The 19,057-nt window shown below is 43.9% G+C and carries 24 protein-coding genes and 1 tRNA gene; 16 read left to right on the top strand and 9 right to left on the bottom strand.

The window, feature by feature from the left end; all coding sequences use genetic code 11:
* Positions 1-62: 62 nt before the first annotated feature.
* Entirely contained in the window at positions 63-1,319 is a 1,257-nt protein-coding gene (locus tag C7460_RS01295; protein ID WP_115866246.1) for an aspartate kinase, read from the top strand.
* On the opposite strand, the gene C7460_RS01290 is transcribed toward C7460_RS01295, so the two are convergent.
* From C7460_RS01290 to C7460_RS01265, 6 genes are all read right to left on the bottom strand, one after another.
* Positions 1,297-2,175, bottom strand: a complete 879-nt coding sequence (locus C7460_RS01290) for a fructosamine kinase family protein (protein WP_115866245.1) — start codon at positions 2,173-2,175, stop codon at positions 1,297-1,299. The genes C7460_RS01295 and C7460_RS01290 overlap by 23 nt on opposite strands.
* On the bottom strand, positions 2,168-2,644 hold the full coding sequence (locus C7460_RS01285; RefSeq protein WP_115866244.1) for a low molecular weight protein-tyrosine-phosphatase: 477 nt from the start codon (positions 2,642-2,644) through the stop codon (positions 2,168-2,170). Before C7460_RS01285 ends, C7460_RS01290 begins: the two co-directional genes overlap by 8 nt.
* 149 nt (positions 2,645-2,793) lie before the next feature.
* Positions 2,794-4,692, bottom strand: coding sequence for a hypothetical protein (locus tag C7460_RS01280; RefSeq protein ID WP_115866243.1), 1,899 nt, complete (start codon positions 4,690-4,692; stop codon positions 2,794-2,796).
* Between the two features lie 54 nt (positions 4,693-4,746).
* Positions 4,747-5,754 carry a DUF6588 family protein gene (locus C7460_RS01275; protein WP_115866242.1) on the bottom strand — a complete coding sequence of 336 codons (1,008 nt, stop codon included), beginning with the start codon at positions 5,752-5,754 and terminating at the stop codon, positions 4,747-4,749.
* A 24-nt stretch (positions 5,755-5,778) separates the two neighbouring features.
* Positions 5,779-6,333: a hypothetical protein gene (locus C7460_RS01270; RefSeq protein ID WP_115866241.1), complete on the bottom strand. Its 555-nt coding sequence runs from the start codon at positions 6,331-6,333 to the stop codon at positions 5,779-5,781.
* Between the two features lie 209 nt (positions 6,334-6,542).
* Positions 6,543-7,577: a DUF6588 family protein gene (locus C7460_RS01265; RefSeq protein WP_221409417.1), complete on the bottom strand. Its 1,035-nt coding sequence runs from the start codon at positions 7,575-7,577 to the stop codon at positions 6,543-6,545.
* 127 nt (positions 7,578-7,704) lie between these two features.
* Here C7460_RS01265 and C7460_RS01260 point away from each other — a divergent pair, with 127 nt between their 5' ends.
* Together C7460_RS01260 and C7460_RS01255 are read left to right on the top strand one after the other, a co-directional pair.
* The gene (locus C7460_RS01260; protein WP_115866239.1) at positions 7,705-8,154 is read left to right on the top strand and encodes a Fur family transcriptional regulator; all 450 of its coding nucleotides are present in this window, start codon (positions 7,705-7,707) and stop codon (positions 8,152-8,154) included.
* A gap of 25 nt (positions 8,155-8,179) precedes the next feature.
* Positions 8,180-8,809, top strand: coding sequence for a peroxiredoxin (locus C7460_RS01255; protein WP_115866238.1), 630 nt, complete (start codon positions 8,180-8,182; stop codon positions 8,807-8,809).
* A gap of 80 nt (positions 8,810-8,889) precedes the next feature.
* Here C7460_RS01255 and ruvC read toward each other — a convergent pair whose 3' ends face one another.
* Entirely contained in the window at positions 8,890-9,450 is a 561-nt protein-coding gene (gene ruvC / locus C7460_RS01250) for a crossover junction endodeoxyribonuclease RuvC (RefSeq protein WP_115866514.1), read from the bottom strand.
* Between the two features lie 71 nt (positions 9,451-9,521).
* Between ruvC and C7460_RS01245 the strand changes: the two genes are divergently transcribed.
* The 13 genes from C7460_RS01245 to C7460_RS01185 all read left to right on the top strand — a co-directional run bounded on the left by C7460_RS01245 (position 9,522) and on the right by C7460_RS01185 (position 18,250).
* Positions 9,522-10,298, top strand: a complete 777-nt coding sequence (locus C7460_RS01245) for a lysylphosphatidylglycerol synthase domain-containing protein (protein WP_170147845.1) — start codon at positions 9,522-9,524, stop codon at positions 10,296-10,298.
* Between the two features lie 9 nt (positions 10,299-10,307).
* The gene (locus C7460_RS01240) at positions 10,308-11,420 is read left to right on the top strand and encodes a glycosyltransferase (RefSeq protein ID WP_115866236.1); all 1,113 of its coding nucleotides are present in this window, start codon (positions 10,308-10,310) and stop codon (positions 11,418-11,420) included.
* Positions 11,417-11,668, top strand: coding sequence for a hypothetical protein (locus tag C7460_RS01235; protein WP_115866235.1), 252 nt, complete (start codon positions 11,417-11,419; stop codon positions 11,666-11,668). The genes C7460_RS01240 and C7460_RS01235 overlap by 4 nt, the downstream gene beginning before the upstream one ends.
* Positions 11,669-11,677: 9 nt before the next feature.
* The gene (locus tag C7460_RS01230; protein ID WP_115866234.1) at positions 11,678-12,865 is read left to right on the top strand and encodes a PP2C family protein-serine/threonine phosphatase; all 1,188 of its coding nucleotides are present in this window, start codon (positions 11,678-11,680) and stop codon (positions 12,863-12,865) included.
* A complete protein-coding gene (locus C7460_RS01225) occupies positions 12,865-13,509 on the top strand; it encodes a polysaccharide deacetylase family protein (protein WP_115866233.1) in 645 nt (214 codons plus the stop codon). Before C7460_RS01230 ends, C7460_RS01225 begins: the two co-directional genes overlap by 1 nt.
* The gene (locus tag C7460_RS01220) at positions 13,500-14,270 is read left to right on the top strand and encodes a TatD family hydrolase (protein WP_115866232.1); all 771 of its coding nucleotides are present in this window, start codon (positions 13,500-13,502) and stop codon (positions 14,268-14,270) included. The genes C7460_RS01225 and C7460_RS01220 overlap by 10 nt, the downstream gene beginning before the upstream one ends.
* Positions 14,267-15,334 carry an asparaginase gene (locus C7460_RS01215; RefSeq protein ID WP_115866231.1) on the top strand — a complete coding sequence of 356 codons (1,068 nt, stop codon included), beginning with the start codon at positions 14,267-14,269 and terminating at the stop codon, positions 15,332-15,334. The genes C7460_RS01220 and C7460_RS01215 overlap by 4 nt, the downstream gene beginning before the upstream one ends.
* 87 nt (positions 15,335-15,421) lie before the next feature.
* Positions 15,422-15,513 (top strand) — tRNA-Ser (locus C7460_RS01210).
* Positions 15,514-15,523: 10 nt separating this feature from the next.
* The gene (locus C7460_RS24500; protein WP_115866230.1) at positions 15,524-15,733 is read left to right on the top strand and encodes a GIY-YIG nuclease family protein; all 210 of its coding nucleotides are present in this window, start codon (positions 15,524-15,526) and stop codon (positions 15,731-15,733) included.
* A 257-nt stretch (positions 15,734-15,990) separates the two neighbouring features.
* The gene (locus C7460_RS01200) at positions 15,991-16,818 is read left to right on the top strand and encodes a MotA/TolQ/ExbB proton channel family protein (protein ID WP_115866229.1); all 828 of its coding nucleotides are present in this window, start codon (positions 15,991-15,993) and stop codon (positions 16,816-16,818) included.
* 21 nt (positions 16,819-16,839) lie between these two features.
* On the top strand, positions 16,840-17,145 hold the full coding sequence (locus tag C7460_RS01195) for a hypothetical protein (RefSeq protein WP_115866228.1): 306 nt from the start codon (positions 16,840-16,842) through the stop codon (positions 17,143-17,145).
* Complete coding sequence (locus C7460_RS01190) at positions 17,145-17,777, top strand: ExbD/TolR family protein (RefSeq protein WP_115866227.1); 633 nt, start codon at positions 17,145-17,147, stop codon at positions 17,775-17,777. Before C7460_RS01195 ends, C7460_RS01190 begins: the two co-directional genes overlap by 1 nt.
* Positions 17,778-17,788: 11 nt before the next feature.
* Positions 17,789-18,250: an ExbD/TolR family protein gene (locus C7460_RS01185; RefSeq protein ID WP_115866226.1), complete on the top strand. Its 462-nt coding sequence runs from the start codon at positions 17,789-17,791 to the stop codon at positions 18,248-18,250.
* A 50-nt stretch (positions 18,251-18,300) separates the two neighbouring features.
* On the opposite strand, the gene C7460_RS01180 is transcribed toward C7460_RS01185, so the two are convergent.
* Together C7460_RS01180 and C7460_RS01175 are read right to left on the bottom strand one after the other, a co-directional pair.
* The gene (locus tag C7460_RS01180; RefSeq protein WP_147302814.1) at positions 18,301-18,699 is read right to left on the bottom strand and encodes a hypothetical protein; all 399 of its coding nucleotides are present in this window, start codon (positions 18,697-18,699) and stop codon (positions 18,301-18,303) included.
* Positions 18,659-19,054, bottom strand: a complete 396-nt coding sequence (locus C7460_RS01175; RefSeq protein WP_115866224.1) for an arsenate reductase family protein — start codon at positions 19,052-19,054, stop codon at positions 18,659-18,661. The genes C7460_RS01180 and C7460_RS01175 overlap by 41 nt, the downstream gene beginning before the upstream one ends.
* Between the last annotated feature and the right edge of the window lie 3 nt (positions 19,055-19,057).

Here is a 19,057-nt window from a genome sequence, read left to right as displayed (position 1 = left end):
AGTTATTGGGGTGCTCCACAATGCGAAAATAGCCCTTTTTGTTGTATTCAAACGTTTGCAAGATGCGAATTTTTAAATTTGGCGGTGCCTCTGTAAAAGATGCCGATGGTGTAAGGAATTTGTGTGAGATCATCACACAATTTGGTGGTGATTCGCTGGTGATTGTCATATCAGCTATGGGTAAGACCACCAATGCTCTAGAGGCGCTGGTCAGACGTGCATATGAAGGAGGTGAATGGAAGGAACGCTACGAAGCATTGGCTACTTATCACTCAGACATCTGTAACGAGCTGTTTGCGCAAGTTCCTGAGGATGTTACCAACTGGCTGTTGCAGCTAAAAGCTGCCTTGCAGACAGCAGAAGGCTCCTATGAGCAGTTTTACGACCAGATCGTTCCTTATGGTGAGCTGCTTTCTACTAGTATCGTCTATCATCAGCTGAGCACCCAGCAGTCTTGCGTTTGGCTAGACGCCCGAAAATGTGTGAAAACCAACAGCCTTTATACAGAGGCCAATGTGGAGTGGGAGCTCACCGAGCATTATATAGCTCGGGCACTGCCCGCTTTACTGGCTCAGGGCCCTGTGATCACTCAGGGGTTTATTGGATCAGATGCTTCTGGCAAGTCTACCACCCTGGGGAGGGAAGGTTCCGATTTTTCAGGGGCCATCTTTGCGTATTGTTTGCAGGCAGAGAGCCTCACAGTTTGGAAGGATGTGCCTGGGTTGCTAAATGCCGACCCAAAGCGCTTTCCGCAGGCTGAGTTGTTTCATGAGCTGTCTTTCCAGGAAGTGACCGAGCTCACTTACTATGGCGCCAAGGTGATTCACCCAAAGACCATCCGTCCACTGGCTCAGCGTAACATTCCACTGTATGTGCGCTCCTTTGTGGATCCAACTGGCACAGGTACTAAGATTTCTGAAAGTGAAAAGGTTGGGGTGAAACCGTGCTTTGTATTTAAAGACAAGCAGCTGTTGTTTACGCTACGAGTGCGCGACAATAGCTTTGTAGATGAAAGCAAACTAGTGCGGGTGTTCCAGGCGTTGGATCAGGCCAATGTCAAAATTAACCTCATGCATAGCTCAGCACTTACGTTTACTTTTTGCATGGATTACAGTGCTGTGAAACTGGAAAAACTACAGTCGAGTCTGACGGAGGAGTTTCATGTTCTGTACAACGAAGGGCTACATCTGGCTACGATCAAAAACTATACGCCAGAATCATTCGAGTTGCTTCCACCCCTGGGAGAGGTGATATTAGAACAAAAAACACGAAACAATTTTCAGGTGCTTTATCGTCCTACAGAAAGCGACGAAGAGTAGCTTCCACCCCTGTGAGGTAAGAAGTACCAAACAGGTTTACATGTACCAGTAGTGGGTAGAGGTTGTAAATATCCATTCGCTGATCAAAGCCAGGTTCTACCGGATACTGCTCATGATAGCCGTGGTAAAACGCCGGGTCAAAACCACCAAAAAGTTTAGTAAAAGCCAGTTCGATTTCGCGATGGCCATAATATACCGCAGGGTCGAAAAGACAAGCTTTGCCTCCAGGGCCAACCATAAAATTACCACTCCAGAGGTCTCCATGCAGCATTGCGGGCGGTTCTTCTGGTATAATGCCAGGAAGGATTGGGTAGATCTGGCGAAAGCGATTGGCAAATGCTTCGTCGATGTGGTCGTTATACAAAGCCAGTCCGAGCTGTACCTCTAGCCTGTGCTGGATAAAAAAATCCAACCAGCCTGGTTCCTGGTCATTGCGCTGCGGGAGCTTACCGATATAGTTGTTATGATCTAACCCAAAAGTAGGTGCTGTTTGTCGGTGAAGCTTCGCCAGGTTTTGGCCAAAATCCTCCCAAAAATCAGCGGAAGGTGCTGCTTTGTTGATGTGTTCTAGGATAATGTAATGGTTCGGACCCACCTGACCTATACCGATTACATCAGGTATTTGCAGGTGATTTGCTGCTTTTAAGAGGCTGAGTCCCAGGGCTTCTTTTTCAAACATGTCTTCATCGATATTGTCGTTGAATTTGATGAAGTATGTGCCCTCGTTGGTGACTGTTTTTACGGCATTGTTGATACAACCGCCAGAAAGGTGTTGCGCACTTTTTACTGCCTGAGGGATTCCTGTAGACTGAAACAGTGCGGACTCCAGGAGCTGTATGTCTACATTGCTAGCCATCCAGTTTGTGTTCTTTTACTACATAATTCAGAAATGCATCGATGGAGCGATCCAGCATTTGGTACACCTCCTCAAAGCCATCTTTGCCGCCATAGTATGGGTCAGGTACGTCCATTCCTTTGCCTTTCGGGTCAAAGTCCCGCATCAGGTATAAGCCTTCGTGTTTGTCGGCCAGCTCGTGGATAATGTTTCGGTGGTTTGATGCGTCCATGGCCAGAATATATTGGAAGTGCTCACCGTCTGAGAAGTGAAATTGTCGTCCTTTATGTGCAATGGGGATGCCATGCTTCACCGCTACTTCAATGCTGCGCTCGTCTGGGTCTGCCCCAATGTGGTAATTGGCCGTGCCAGCAGAGTCTACTTCTATATGTGCTGATAAGCCACGCTCAGAGACTTTGTGTTTACAAATAGCTTCAGCCAAAGGAGATCTGCAGATGTTGCCCAAACACACAAATAAAACTTTTATCATTTTTTTTCAATTAGTAGGTTACCTTTTTATTAACAGCCGTATTAACCTATGCATAACACAAATTTATATTCATACACCTGTTTGACATCTTTGAAGAGTCTCGGCTTTGCCGAGACTTTTCTTTTTAAAAGCTGTCTCTTTTTGCTACTTCAATTATAAGGAATCATTCGAGGTTTGTATTTGAATATTTCGCTAAAAACTACCGGTACCGTGGCATTTACAGAAAATACTGTTGGGTGCTCGAGGTTTCCCCTGTGGTAGTGTGTAAGCCGTAGTTCGATAGTGCTAAATGCCAGTGCTTCATTGCGAATGCGTATGCCCCCACCCACTCCTCTAAACGGTGTGCTGGATTTATCATGTAAGCGTGAGTCCCAAATCTCACCAAGTGTATAGTATGCAAAGGGAGCAAACCTAAAACCATAAAAATACCAGGGAGTAAATAGCACCGATTCGAAAGAAAAGGCAAACGTATTATTGCCGGTAGTTTCCGCTGACTGGACGTCTCTGATTTTGTCTCGTAGTGTAATGTGACGATGGTTTTTTTGCCCAATTCCCTGGTGATAGGTTAGTCGTGCGAAATTTCGTAGATGAAACCGACCTAAATCGAATAATGGACTGAAATAATTGATTCGGGTGGCATAGGCACCATTGGATAAGCTGTCTCTATCAAAGGCACCTACTTCCTGACTAGCCAGCAGGTATCCAAAGTTTTTGATGTAAAACGCCCAGAATAGGTGTAGTCCGTAGTAGTTCTGCTGAAAGAATTCATTGAAATCTCTGCCGGTAATAAAGGAAAACCGATATCCTAAAGGTATATCCTCAGAGATGCCAATAGCATTGATGTAATTCGTTTTTAGATATTGCTGATTGGAGATGCTCACCTCACCCAGTGCCAGGACCCGATTGTAATACAATGAGTTGCTGTCCTGACTTACGAATGGTTGTTTGGCAAACTGCCGATGTAGCAGACGACCAGCAATCACCAGATTTTTTCTTTCATATTTAGAAGGAAGCTGAAAAGACCTGCCCAGCCATAGGTCCTGATAGTTTAAGGTGAAATTGCCATTGTGGACGGCTTCTCCGTCCAGCTGTACTGTGGAGTCACTTATTTGACGGATGTCCAGTCCTCCGCCAAATTTGATCTCAGGAGCTACAAATTCTTTTTGTACCGTACCGCCCCACTCCAAATGGTTGCCGATTTTTGTATGATTGATCGACCAACTGGTAATGGTGTTTTGGATGTTTTGTGCCCCAACCCGAAAGTCATACCCATGATTGGGCTGGTAATCGGTATTGTAGACCCACGCTGCAGAAGCAAACTTTCCTGAACCGCCGATATTTCTATTCGTAAGAGTGAGTTTGAAATCGCTAAGGCCATCAATGTCTGCCCGGCTTCCCCACGCAATTCTGTCTTGCACTGCGATCACTATTTCTGTGCCGCGAGTGGTATTTTTCACATAGACTTTAGCATCCTGAATGTACGGCAGCCTTCGAAGTATCCGCTCAGTATCTGCCAAAAGGTACGGGTCTATGGGTTCGCCTTCCTCAAGCAGCAGAGCGCTTCGTATTACACGCTTCCAGGTTTGCATGTGTAGTGTGTTGGCGATTCTTGCCAAGCCGGAGCTGGCCGCCTTGGTGGTGTCACTGACAGAGCCTTCCAGTACATCTACGGGAAGGATACGTATGTGGGAGATGACCATTCCCTCGTAGGCTTCAAAGGCCTCATGAGATGATCGGCTGTTTTTTTCGGGAGTCCCAGGTGATGTGGACTGAGGGTTCACATACAGGAGGTCAAAAAGGCTTCCTGTTACTTTATTTTGGTGGCTTTTGGTTTTTAATTTTTCATAAAACTTACGTGAAGATTTGTAGGGGTTATTTTTTACTTTGTATTTACCAGGTCGTATGTAAAAGGTGGTGTCTCTATCTGGAGCAAACACACTGTCGCCGAGTATTAATATTTCTGTTGCTTTTACGTGCACGGTGTCTGCGGGTTGGGCAGCAACCAGTATGCAATAGCAAGTCAGCGCACAGGTCAAAAGTATTTTCATAGATACAAAAAAAGCGGGCATCGCCCGCTTTTAAACATACAAGTTGATAAGTTGTTACCTGATGCTGATCCCTATGCCACCGGTGAAGGTGTTGTACTTTTGTAATGCATACTCCGCATGGAAGGTAAAGATCAATAGCTTCAGACGTGCTCCGATATTTGCTCTGGGGCTCGCACTGCTGTATTCCAGGTTGATAGGGTCGGTAAAAGTCTCGTCTCCCACTTCGTAATCTCCCGTAACATTAAAAGTCACCTTACTTGAGGTCATACCAAGACCGGCATACACTGTCAGTACTGATAGCTTTTTAGATATGATACCCTGGATTGTCGTTCCAGATACGTCAAAGGCACCAATATTTTCCGGATTGTCCACGTCGAGTTCCATGCTGTTTTTCATTTTGCTAAAAGCAAAAAATCCAGACAGGTCAAATGGCAGATTTTTGATGCCGGGAATCCACTGCTTAACATCATGCATGATACCTATACCAAACGTAGAGGTAGTGAACTGCTCTCCCGGATCGCCAAATGTTTGCTCAGGAACGAGTCGCAACTTGAGCTCAGTGTTTTTCGGAAGACCTATTCCCAGCTGCACAGCCGGAGCAGGTACAAAGTTGGTGCCGTATTCTGCCTCGAGTCCAAGTCCTGAAGGGCCAGATACACGTACTTCATCCTCCGTGTCTTCATTAAAAACCAGATAGGGGATGTCATCTGCATCCAGGTTGGGTCCCATGAGTGTTGGGAAGTCTGTTTCTCCTGTCTCTGAGGGAGCTGTAGACAAGTTCTTATAATCGGCCGGATTTACCGTGAAGAACTTTGACTCTTCAGGAATATAGGCCAGGTTGCCCGTTACGGTGATGTCAAAGCCAAGAAGCTTGTGTGGCTTTCCAGTATTGTACCAGCCACTGTTTAGTGCGTAGCCAAAACCTTCAAATGCAGGCTGTAGGTAGCCTTCCATAAGTTTGTTGCCGTCTTCTACGCCCCCTTCGAGGAACTTGCCTATATCTTGAGCGCTTGCAGCAAAGCTGAGAAAACCTACAGTAATGTATAATGCTAATTTTTTCATTTTTTCAGTGATTTAGGTCAGGTTTTAGAGGTCGCGGATTTTTACTACCACATCAAAATAGAATTCAAAGTCAAACTCGAAGTTACCCTCAGGAAGCTCAGCAAAATCAAAAGTTACCTCTGCGTTTACGGTGCCGCCATCTTTCAGAACACGAGCGAGTTCAGATTTATTAAGGCTTGAAATCTCACCTTTAGGAAGATCGGTAAGTACATTGTTTGGTAGTCGGTTTGTGATTTGCAAAGTGCCAATATCAGTTCCATTAGCTGATAACTCGATGCTCAATTCTTCTACCTCGATTTCTTCGTTACTGTCTACTCCTGAAATACTGTAAGAAACCTTATTGACCAGTACTTCTTCTAAATTTTCCAGGTCATCGGAAAATTCATTTACATCATTGAGGTCGTAAGTTTCAGACTGTGTGAATGCCGGTGGGTTTCCTCCAAAAGGTGTAGAAGGAAAGTCTCCGGCATCAATTGGGATAGTAACTGGAAATTCCTTCCCGACATTAAATCCAATGCCTTCTTCTCCACAGGAAAAAGCAAAAAATGCTAAGACGGTGATAGCAATTAGGTTTCTCATTATAAAAGTTCGTTTAGTTGAGTGGAAACAAAAATAGTGATTCCACTTTATTGACCATGCAATTCGGTCCGATTTGGCGACCTGCTCGTCGAAAATACCACATTGGTGGTATGCCTCAAACGAAAAAAGACTCCATAATCGCTTATGAAGTCTTTCATTTTTGGGGGTGTCTATCTGAATCTGGCTACTGATTCATCTATAAAAGGTCTTTATCGGATGCTGATACCTATACCAGTATTGAAAGTGTTGTAGCGCTGGAGCGTATACGCAGCATGTAGGGTGAAAAACGCGAGTTTCACCCGTCCGCCTATAGTGGAGCGCATGCCGCCGGCTCCTGAAAACTCCAGTGAAACAGGGTCTTCTATTTCTGAAGAAGAAGTGGCTGTGTTGTATCGATAGGTACCGTTTACATCCAGAGTGCTCGATACTGCATTGAAACCTACGGCAAAGTAGGGTGTGAAAAACAGGAGCTTTTTAGAGATGATCCCTTGAACGGTCGTAGATGATGTGGCGAAAACTGCTTCACCCTGACCTTCAAAATCTCCGGTGTTTACATTGATATCATAGGTGAGATTGAGTTTGGAAAATGCAACAAGAGCAGACAGATCAAAAGGCAGCTTGCTGATGCCCGGAATCCACTGCTTGATGTCGTGCTGCACTCCCAGTCCGAACATGGATGCTCCAAAATCTCCGGCAGATACTTCTGGCAGTACACGCACCTTTACTTCCGTTCCTTTCACGAGACCTACACCTATATTATATGTTGGAGCTGGGCTTCCGCCAAAAGGGACATTATTGAGGTCTATCACTCCGTCGGGCACATCAAAGCGCTGCTCAGCATCAAATGTGAGCCCTCCTGGGTAGGTGGCTTCTCCAGAAAAGACCAGCTCAGAGCCTGCTTCGGCATCTCCGCCTACCAGTGTGGGTATGATACCGTCTGCATCTCCTTCCAGACGCAGATCCTGATACTCAGCAGGGTCAAAAAGAAACGTACGGTCATCCTGTGGGATAAATGCAAAACTGGGAGATACCGTGAGATTGAAGCCCAGGCTTTTATGAGGCTTTGCGGTGTTGTACCAGCCTTCCGACATGCCATTACCAAACGAGTTGATGGCTGGTCCTGCATAATGTGTCAGGTAGGTTTCGGCATTTTCAGCACCTACAGCGAGGATGTCTCCAAAGTTTTGGGCGTAAGAGGTTAGGGTTAATGCAGCTAACGCTATCGAGAGTAAAATTCTGTTCACTTGCATAGTCTATTGGTTGTATAACTTTTATCAATACCTATATAATCTTTTCCTTGGTCAATATGTTTGGTAAGGCTTGGAATGAACTCTACATTTGCAGCCAAATAGGAATAATTCTCATTTAGGAGTGACAGAAAAGACGTATCAACATATCAAAGAATTGCTCTCGGAGGCTGGTTTAAAAGCTACTCATCCGAGGATAGCAGTTTTGCATGAGTTGATGCTGAGTGATGAGCACCCAAGTGCTGAACAGCTCCACGATCGTGTGAGTCGTCAGTATCCAAGTGTCTCGCTCGGAAGTGTCTATCGCGTTTTGGAAAAGCTCGTGGAGGCTGATCTGGTTTACCAGGTGGCTACACGGGGTGGATCTAAGCGCTATGACGCCAATCTGGAACAGCACTGTCATATCTACAGCATCAATACCGAGGAGATTCAGGATTATTATGACCCTGAGCTCAACGAATTGATCAAGAATTATTTCCATGAAAAGCAGGTTTCCAATTTTAAAATCACCGACATCAAACTTCAGATAAACGGTGAAAAGCGGGACCCTAAGAGTAAAGTAACTATTGTATAATCAATTATAAACGCGAATTAAGACTATGTCATTAGTAGGAAAAAAAGCACCAGTATTTAATGCACCAGCAGTAATCAACGGTGAAGAGATCGTAGAAAGCTTCTCACTTGCAGATTACATTGGTAAAAAAGAGGTTATTTTCTTCTTCTACCCTAAAGACTTCACATTTGTATGCCCTACCGAAATCCACGCTTTCCAGGAAAAGCTTGAGGAGTTTGAAAAGAGAGGCGTACAAGTAGTAGGAGTATCTTGCGATACAGAAGAAACTCACCTTGCTTGGTTGATGACAGACAAAGATAAAGGTGGAATCTCAGGTGTAACTTACCCATTGGTAGCGGACAGCTCTAAGACTATTGCTACTAACTACGGTACACTAGCCGGAGACTGGAACTACAACGAGGAAGGTGAATTGGAATTCGAAGGAGCTCCAGTTTCTTACAGAGGTACTTTCTTCATCGACAAAGAAGGTGTAGTACGTCACGAAACCATCAACGACCTTCCTTTAGGAAGAAACATCGATGAGATGCTACGTATCGTTGATGCATGGCACCACGTAGAAAAGCACGGTGAAGTATGCCCTGCAAACTGGGAAGAAGGTAAAGACGCGATGCAGGCTACAAGAGACGGTGTGTCTTCTTACCTGTCATCACACTAAGTTATTTGAATTAGGATCAGATAATCCGATAATACTCCTTAAAGCCACTCTGCATGCAGGGTGGCTTTTTACTTATACGACTATTTAGCCCTATTGGGGTTTTCGGAGAGAAATGCCTTCCAGCTTTTGTAGCTGGCTTTGGTAGTGCCACCTCCCTGATAGTGATGGCACAGTGCTACAGCCAATGCATCCGTGGCATCCAGCAGTTTTGGGGCATCGTCGAATTTGAGGAGGGTCTTAAGCATGGCTGCTACTTGCTCTTTAGAGGCATTTCCATTTCCAGTAACAGACTGTTTTACTTTTTTGGGAGCATACTCGGTAATTGCGATTTCCCTGGAAAGTGCTGCAGCCATAGCTACTCCTTGAGCACGTCCCAGCTTGAGCATAGATTGTACGTTTTTGCCAAAGAAAGGAGCCTCCAAAGCCACCTCATCTGGGTGGTAGTCATCGATAAGGCTGATTACCCGCTCGAAAATTTTCTTGAGCTTCAGCTCATGTCCACTATACTTGCTGAGGTGAATCACGCCAAACTGGAGCAAAGTCACCTGTTGTTTGCGCGTTTTGATGATGCCGTAACCCATTACTGTAGTTCCCGGATCTATCCCTAAGATGATTTTTTCTGATGAAAGTGCCTTGGACATTGATGCAAAGTAACCGATACGTATCCAGATACAAAAATCCAATACTCAGGGCGCTCAAAATTGCAGCTACTTTGATTAGCCTAAGTTTCATTGCCTATGTAGTTAGTACTCAAAAAGTGGACTGGGGGCTCTTGATTCCGAGAGAAGGTCAGCTGTTGGGGGTTGGTTTGGTGCTGTTGCTGATGCCTTTAAACTGGTGGCTTGAGGCTCTGCGTTGGAGGTTGGCCGTTCCGGAAGAAAGACTTTCAGTTCGGCAGTCTGTCAACCGTGTGCTGATTGGGCTGGCGCTTAATTGGTGGGTGCCCTTTACATTGGGTGATGCAGGTGGGAGGCTGGCCGGTGTTGAAAATATCAAAAAAGCTGTTTCCGGACTCGTGCAGGTGAGACTTATCTCCTTACTGCTCACAGTAGGGTTTGGAGGAATGTCTGTACTGTATTACTTCCAATTTGCTCAGCAGTACTTAGTTCCAGCACTCTGTGCGTTGGTTGCGTTGTTATTTATAGCTCCTTTTTATATTTCTAAAATCAACCTGCGATTACTTCTGCACTTTTCTGTGATTAGATATGTGGTGTTCACTTCCCAGTTATTTCTACTGCTATACGTTTTTCTTCCTGAGATACCACCTGCAGGTTTGGTCATGGGTATCGGGTGGATATTTTTATTTCGGTCAGTGATTCCATCTTTGTTTGGCAACTTTGGAGTGCGTGAGGCGAGCGCACTGGTTTTTTTCGAAAGCTTTGAGGTTAATCCTGCTGCTATCATTGCACCCTGCGTACTGGTTTGGTTGATCAATACGGTTTTGCCTTCTATTGTGGGAGCACTTCGTCTTTCACAAATTAAACATTAAAATTGCCCGATGATTGGGATTTTGGCATTGTCCATTGCGCATGTGGGTTTTTTGTTGTGGGCCGCGTATCATTGGAGGCGGGTCTCAGTCACAGAGCCTCATAGTGCTCAGAATTACCAATTCTCTGTGTTGGTGCCTGTCCGCAACGAATCTAAGAATCTACCTCAGCTTATAGACGACCTTCAGCACCTGCAATATCCTCACGCATTTTTTGAAGTGATAGTAATCAATGATAGTTCTGATGATGATACGCAGCTGGTAGCAGAAAATTCACTAAAAAAGACTAGCCTAAACTATCAGGTAATAGATCTTGGAGTACTGGGTGAAACCGGGAAAAAACGGGCCCTTACTCTGGGTATTTCCAAAGCCAGGTTCGAACATATTATTACCACAGACGGAGATTGTAGCCTGCCAAAGTCTTGGCTGCAAGCCTATGCTGATGCGTATGATCAGGGTGACTGGGCTATGCTGGCCGGTCCAGTTAAAATGACCGGTGATAGCTGGTTTGAGCGCGTGCAGGCTGTAGAGTTTGCAGGGTTAATAGGAATAGGAGCAGCTTCGCTGGCTTCCAAAAACCCGGGCATGTGCAATGGAGCCAACTTGTCCTACAGAAAAGAAATTTTCCTCGCGGTAGATGGTTATCAGGGTAATGAAAACATACCCTCAGGTGACGATGAGTTTTTGCTACAAAAGGTCTATCGTCATGCTCAGGGGAAAGTGAGTTTTCTCAAAGACCGACGGGCAGTAGTTAGTACAGCAGCTAAACCAACATTTCTAAGCTTTATCAATCAGCGTATTCGATGGAGCAGCAAGTGGCGATTCCATAAAAGTTGGTATGTACGCTTGCTGGCTATATTGGTTTTTATGGATTTTTTTGGTGTGGCATGGATGCTGACAGTTGGCTTGTGGGATATACAATTTACCGTGCTCATTATAAGTGTGATGGGGTTGCGTACCCTGGCGTTGAGGAGGTTTTTATATCCTGTAGCTCAATTTTTGGGTGTGCCTCGCGTTAATAGAGTGGCTGTGCTATTGGAGATAATTTACCCATTCCTTGTGCTATTCTTGGGGATAGCTTCTATTTTTGGTAAGTATTCGTGGAAAGGTCGAAATTACTCATGACAGACGAGCAATTTGATGTATTGGATGAACTGTATTTCGTCATGTCTCATGACGAGTTGCGGGAAGCTACAGGTTTGAATGATGAAAAACTAATAGCTGTACTCGCTGAACTTTACGAGGCAGGCTGGATCAAAATCATGCATACCGTAGATGAGGAACTCGCACCAGATCAAGTAGATCTGAAAACCAATGCCGCCACTTATTACTACCTGGCCAGTAAAAAAGGTCTGCTGGCTCACAACTCTTAAGCTAAACCTATGTCCCAAAGTCTGGATATAAAAGATCTGGAGCTCAACGCGCTTCTGGAAATCACGCAGGCTATAAACAATAATCTGTCGGAGGAAGATCTGTTTCGCATCTACAGGTTTACATTGCTCGCAGATCTAAAAGTGCGACAGCTTGCGCTATTTGTAAAAGATGCCGATTGGGTCTGCAAGGTGCATTTTGGGACTTCTACTGACTGGTCACAGCAAGCACTTCCCGCCCCGTATACACAGCTCAATGAAATAACACTTCTACAAGAGTCAAGCAAACCATTTGATGTGTTTGAACAAGCGATACCGGTTACACACAAAGACAGGCTGCTCGCAGTGGTGTTTGTAGGAGGTGTTGATGAAGAAGTGATCAGTGATTCTACTTTTCTGAGGGCACTTACCAATATCATTATAGTGGCCATCGAAAATAAAAAGTTGGCCCGAAAACAACTAGAGCAGGAAGCTTATCGCAAAGAGCTGGAAATCGCCAAAAAGGTGCAGAACTTTTTGTTTCCTAAAGAGCTGCCTAAAACGCATCGCTTGAAAGTGGAGGCGGTATACCTGCCTCATCAAGATGTAGGTGGAGATTATTATGATTACCTCACTATAGACAATGATAGTTTTTTAGTGTGCGTAGCTGATGTAAGTGGTAAAGGGGTGCCGGCGGCATTGCTAATGTCTAATTTCCAGGCATCGCTCCGTACGCTGGTACGCAAAACCAACGATCCCAGGGAGATCGTGGAAGAGCTGAATCATACCATTACTTCTAGTGGAAACGGCGAAAACTTTATCACTTTTTTTCTGGGGATTTATGACTTTAGGCATAAGAGCTTCGAATATGTAAACTGTGGGCATAACCCTCTTTACCTTGTAACTAAGGATGGCATAGAAGAACTCAATGACGGTACGACTATTTTGGGGATGTTTGATCCACTTCCTTTTCTCACGACTAAGAAAGTAGAAAACCTGGATGAATTTTTCTTTTTTGGGTACACCGATGGGCTGACAGAAACCTTTAATGCACGGGAAGAGCAGTTTGGAGAAGAGCGTTTGCTAGAGTTTTTTAAAGGAGGCATGCCAAAAGATATTGATAAGTTGCATCGGCAGATATTTGAGCAGTTGGATGGATTTCGTGCCGAGACACCTTATCGGGATGATATTACTATGCTTTCCTGCCTGGTCAAAAACTGATGCGTCTGTATTTTTACAAAAACCCTCGCTGGCTACAAAGCCTTTATAAAGGGGCTTTGTGGAGCGCACCTGATCATGGAGTAAAAAGCATCTACCTTACATTTGACGATGGCCCAGCCCCTGACGCCACACCCTGGGTGGTGGAACAGCTGCGAGCCTTTAATGCCAAAGGAACGTTTTTTGTGAATGGTCAGCGGGCAGAAAGATATCCAGACCTGCTACAGCAATTGCTTTCTGAAGGGCATGCCATTGGAAACCACGGCTACTTACACCTGTCGGGTTGGAGTACGAATACCGCCGACTATTTGGAAAACCTAAAGAAAGGGCAACGAGCTCTTGAAAATATCGCTACTTCTCGCTTGTTTAGGCCTCCATATGGTCGAATGAAACCTTCACAACTATCTGGCATTAAAGCTTTAGGATATTCGCCTGTGATGTGGACCCATCTTTCAGGTGACTTTGATCAGACATTAGATGCAGGAAAGGCATTAAAAGTTTTGCTTCAGGCTACTTCTGGCTCAATTATTGTTTTTCACGACAGCTTCCAGGCCAGAGAAAATTTACATAAATTATTGCCTGAGGTCCTCCTGCATTTTTCAACTTTGGGGTACCATTTCAAATCCTTAGATTTTATATGCGACTAGTAGACTCCCACGCACATATATATTTAGAGCAGTTTGATGAAGATATAGCCGAAGTGATAGCGCGTGCTCAATCTGCGGGTGTAGAAAAAATATACATGCCCAATATTGATCACGAGTCGATAGATGCGATGCTGGAGCTCGCTGAGAAGTACCCAGGCTATTGCATTCCCATGATGGGCTTACACCCTTGTTCGGTTGACAAACACTTCGAGAAGCAACTCTATGAGGTAGAAGACTATCTCAACAAAGGAGGATTTTGTGCTGTAGGAGAGATGGGTACAGATCTTTATTGGGATAAAACCTTTTTTGAGCAGCAAAAAGAAGCCTTTAAAATACAGAGTGATCTGGCGCTAAAGCACCAACTGCCCATCGTTATACATTGCAGAGAATCCATCGATGAGACCATTGAGCTGGTGAAGCCTTTTGCAGAAAAAGGGCTTACGGGAGTTTTTCACTGTTTCACAGGAGATGTGAAGCAGGCCGAGGAGATCGTTGCCATGGGTTTTAAACTGGGATATGGAGGTGTTTCTACTTTCAAAAAAGGAGGCATGGAACCAGTCATCCAGGCTATTGATTTGGAGCATGTCCTCCTGGAGACTGACAGTCCATACCTGGCGCCCACCCCAAATCGTGGAAAAAGAAATGAGCCGGCATATGTAAGCCTTGTGGCGGAAAAAATTGCGAACGAACTCGGAAGAGATGTCGCTGAAATTGGAGAAATTACATCGAATAACAGCATAACCCTTTTTACACAAAAATGAATTATAAAATAGTCAACATACGGACCACTGCTTCAGTGGATCCAGTTGATTCGGTACTCATTATATATACTGGAGGTACCTTTGGTATGGCCTTTGATGAAGCCGGCTCATTGGCACCATTTAACTTCGGGCGCGTGATCGACCGGGTGCCAGAGCTTCGTAAGCTGGAACTCAAGATTACCGTGATCTCCTTTCCTGAGCCCAGAGACAGCTCCAATATCAACTATACGGACTGGCAGGATATGGCCTATATCATCTATGAAAATTACGATCAGTATGATGGCTTTGTGATCCTTCACGGTACAGATACGATGGCCTACAGTGCTTCTGCGCTGAGCTATATGCTGCAAGGACTCAATAAGCCTGTGATTTTCACAGGAGCACAGATTCCGATAGGCTCTATTCGATCGGATGCTCGTGAAAACCTCATAACTGCCTTGGAAATAGCTTCGGCTAAAAACGGTGGTGTGCCTATGGTGAACGAAGTATGCATATACTTTAACTACTACCTACTTCGAGGCAACCGATCACAAAAAATTAGAAGTAGTACGTTTGCCGCATTCCAGTCTCAAAACTACCCCTATTTGGCTGAGTCAGGTATAGAAATAGAGTATAGGCAAACCTATATGATGCCTCATAACCCGACAGCACAATTGTCCCTGAAGCGCAACTTTGATGAAAATGTGGTGATACTTAAGATCTTTCCGAGCATGAGTCAGGCTGCTGTAGAGAGCTTTTTTAAAATTAAAGGTCTCAAGGGAGTTGTGCTGGAAACTTACGGGTCTGGCAATACAATGAACTTCCCGTGGTTTTTGAAAGTGCTGGAAAAAGCAATAAAAAAAGGAATAATCGTTTACAATGTGAGTCAGTGTAGTGGAGGGGAGGTAATACAGGGAAGATACGAGACAAGCAAGCGACTCAATAATATTGGGGTACTCAGTGGAGGCGATATTACCACTGAGGCTGCGGTCACTAAGCTTATGTTTCTTCTGGGAAATGAAGAAAAACAGGCAGATGTCAGAAGAAAATTGGTTATTCCGCTGAATGGCGAAATGGATAACTGATTACAGGCGATTTGGATTTTAAATTTGCATAAGCTTATTTTTCTTAATTTCTTTGTTGCCCTGTAAAATCAGGCTTGTATAGATTTAGGAGAGGTGGCCGAGTGGTCGAAGGCGCACGCCTGGAAAGTGTGTATACCCTTCACGGGGTATCGAGGGTTCGAATCCCTCTCTCTCCGCCAGAATTTTGAAATGATGTTTTACGCATACATATTGCGTAGTGAGGCGCACGGCACTCATTATTATGGTAGTACTCAGGATGTGGAATCACGTCTGAAGTATCACAATTCGGGTAAAGTGCGATACACCAAGGGTAGACGACCCTGGATCTTAGTTTATGTGGAGCAAAATGTCAGCCAATCGGTAGTTGGTTTAGATACCATAGAAGAAAATTGGTTCTGACAAAGCAAATCTCTCTCCACAATGTGCAGAATATGAATCAGTTACGTAACCTGCAGAGCTGAGGATTTTATGAAGTTGCTGAGTAAGCTTCCATAAGAGTTTACGAAAGCATCACTAATTCTGTTTCAAAAAACGAATTTTCTCAAGGAATGATGTGATAGATGAAAATGTTCGAAATCAGCCATTTCTTGAATAAATTGATATATTTACGAATCTTAAAAAACAAATAAAATTAACCGAAGACTTCCAAACAGATTATGAAACAGTTATTTACTCTAATGATGTTGGCAGGTGTTTTCACCTTTTCTTCTGTGAATGCATTCGCGCAAGATAGTACTGATGTAGCATCAGATAGCACTGTCGTAGAAGCAGACTCTGCAGCACTGGAAGAAGAGCCCGCAGTAGCAATTGCTGAAGAAATCACCGAAGAACCTCAGGAAGAAACAGAGGCGACATTCCACCAAATTGTAAAAGAGCAATTCATCGATGGTGGTCCAACTTTCATGGGGATCGTATTGCTTTGTTTGATCCTTGGTTTGGCAGTGGCTATTGAGCGTATCATTCACCTCAACCTTGCTACTACTAACGTAAAGAAACTTCTTGCCAATGTAGAGAGCGCACTTGCTTCTGGTGGTGTAGAAGCTGCTAAAGAAGTTTGTAGAAATACAAGAGGCCCTGTAGCATCTATCTTTGTTCAAGGTATGATGAGAATGTCAGAAGGTATCGAGATGGTAGAAAAATCAATCATCGCATACGGTTCTGTGGAAATGGGTAAACTGGAAAAAGGTATGGTATGGATTTCCCTATTCATCTCTTTGGCTCCAATGCTTGGTTTCATGGGTACGGTAATCGGTATGATTGGTGCATTCGACGCTATTGCAGAGGCTGGAGACGTTTCTCCTTCACTTGTGGCAGGTGGTATCAAAGTAGCACTTTTGACTACTGTAGGTGGTCTGATCGTTGCAGTTATCCTGCAGTTGTTCTACAACTACCTCGTTTCTAAGATCGATTCACTGGTAAACAGCATGGAAGATGCTTCTATCTCTTTGGTAGATATGCTAGTGAAGCACAATCTTTCTAAGTAATCACCCAAAACTGACTGTCGCATGGATATTATAGACGTTGGATTATACGCAAGTTATATTCTCATTGCCCTTTGTGCTTTGAGTGCAGTTGTGATTCCATTGATACAATCATTTGCAGATCCTCAATCACTATTGAAATCTGGAATAGGGGTGATCGGCTTGTTGGTAGTATTCGGAATCGGATATGGACTGGCAAGTGGGGAGGCTCCAGGTACTACGGAAGCAACCTCTAAGGTTGTAGGTGCTGGTATCATCACAATGTACATCATGTTTGGTGTAGCTATTGTAGGAATCGTTTACACGGAAATTTCTAAAATCATTAAGTAATGCCAAGAGGTAAGAAAAGACCATTACCGGAGGTGAGCTCAGGCTCAATGGCCGACATTGCTTTTCTCTTGCTCATTTTCTTCCTGGTAACAACTACCATAGCAAATGACAAGGGTATCGCGATGCTTCTGCCTCCAAAGCCTGACCCTAATGAGCCACCACCAGAAGTAAATAAGAACGACAAGAACATCTTCAAAATTCTTGCTAACTCTAGCGACCAGTTATTGGTAGAGGATGAGCCATACAAAAAGTCAATGGATGAGCTCAAGAAAGAAGTGAAGGAATTTGTTCTGAACTTTGGGGATCCTACAGAAGAGGGAATCCAGGTGTACAACAGCTTGCCTTCATCTATGAAGGCATCTGTAAACCGATTCGGTAAACGCCCGGACTCGTCTGATGATCCCACAGAATGTGTGGTTTCGTTTAAAGCTGCAAGAGGTACGAGCTACGAGCTGTACATCGATGTGCTGGATGCAATCAACGCGGCTTATAATGAAATCTACGCTGAGCGTGTAGGTATTACTGTAGAAGAATGGCTCGCTCTGGATAAAGATGATGATATCCAAAAGGATATGTACAACAGAGCAAGGAGTAATATTCCTAGAGCTATTTCAATTGCTGAACCAGATTAATTTATTCGACTATGTCAAAATTTAAAAAGAGTTCGAATACAGAACAGGATATCCCTACGGCTGCACTTCCTGATATTATTTTCATGCTGTTGTTCTTCTTTATGGTGACTACAGTAATGAGAGAGACCGATATCATGGTAAAACAGCAGCTTCCGCGGGCAAGCCAATTGACAAAAATTGAAAGAAAGTCTTTGGTTAGTTATATATACATTGGTGAGCCTAAAAACACTTCGCTTTATGGTAATGAACCTAAGATTCAGACCAACGATGTGTTTGTGGATACGGATGATGTGGTTCAGTTTGTAAACCAGGAAAAAGACAAGCTATCTGAAGTAGAGCGTGACCAAATCACTATGTCTATGAAAGTAGATGTAGAAGTGAAAATGGGTATCGTATCGGACGTACAGCAGGAGCTGAGAGAAGCAAATGCACGAAAAGTCCTTTATAGCTCTATCAAAAGAAGCGAAGAATAAAGTCTAAAAACATACAGCAATAAAAAAAGGCCTGAATTTCAGGCCTTTTTTTATTGCTCTTTATCTAACCAACGTTCCAGTTTTTCTATTGCTTCGTTGGACTGATTTAACAAATTATCAAACTCTTCCTGGAACTTTTCAAGTTCTTTTTCAGTGGCTTTGGCCACTCGCTTGGATTGTCGTTTGAGTTTGCGCTTTTTAGCTTCTAGCTCATCTATCGCCTCTTCTATTTGATCACTGGCGTCTTCCTTTAGTTGTTTGCTAGAATTTTTCAGTGATGCGATTCGCTCATCTAACTGTTCTTGCTGCTGCTGTAACTGCTCTAAGAGTTGTTCTTTCTTTTCTTCTTTGCTCTCAGCTTCACCATTACAGCTCACAAGCAGTAGAGCTAATACAAGAACTGCTAAACTACCTTTCGCTCTTGTTGGCGTGTTCTTCTTGGATTTCATAGGTCTCAAGTTTTTCTTTGATTAGTTCAAAGGACGAACCTACAAAAAATGAAGCTTCTTTTGACAAGACAATTGGAGTTCTCATTTTAGAAGCGTCTTGAGCCAATACTTTTATGAGTTCTTCATCCGTAAATTGCTCGTAAGCACTGCGGCTTCCTTCGCGATAAAGGTCACCTATACTCACGTCCAATATATCTGCGATTTCGGCGATTTGCTTTGGCGTAAGGTGATCCTTATGTATGTCTATTTCATTGATTTTTAACTTATCAATAGTGATTGCATATCCTCTGGCACGCTTATCTTCTAATTGATTACTGTTGTATATAAATAGAAATTCTCCTTCACTTAGCATCATTGT

Source organism: Marinoscillum furvescens DSM 4134 (assembly GCF_003386095.1).
GTDB classification, from domain to species: Bacteria; Bacteroidota; Bacteroidia; order Cytophagales; family Cyclobacteriaceae; genus Marinoscillum; species Marinoscillum furvescens.
Note: the sequence above shows the minus strand (reverse complement) of the source record. Positions and strands in the feature narration are given on the sequence as shown.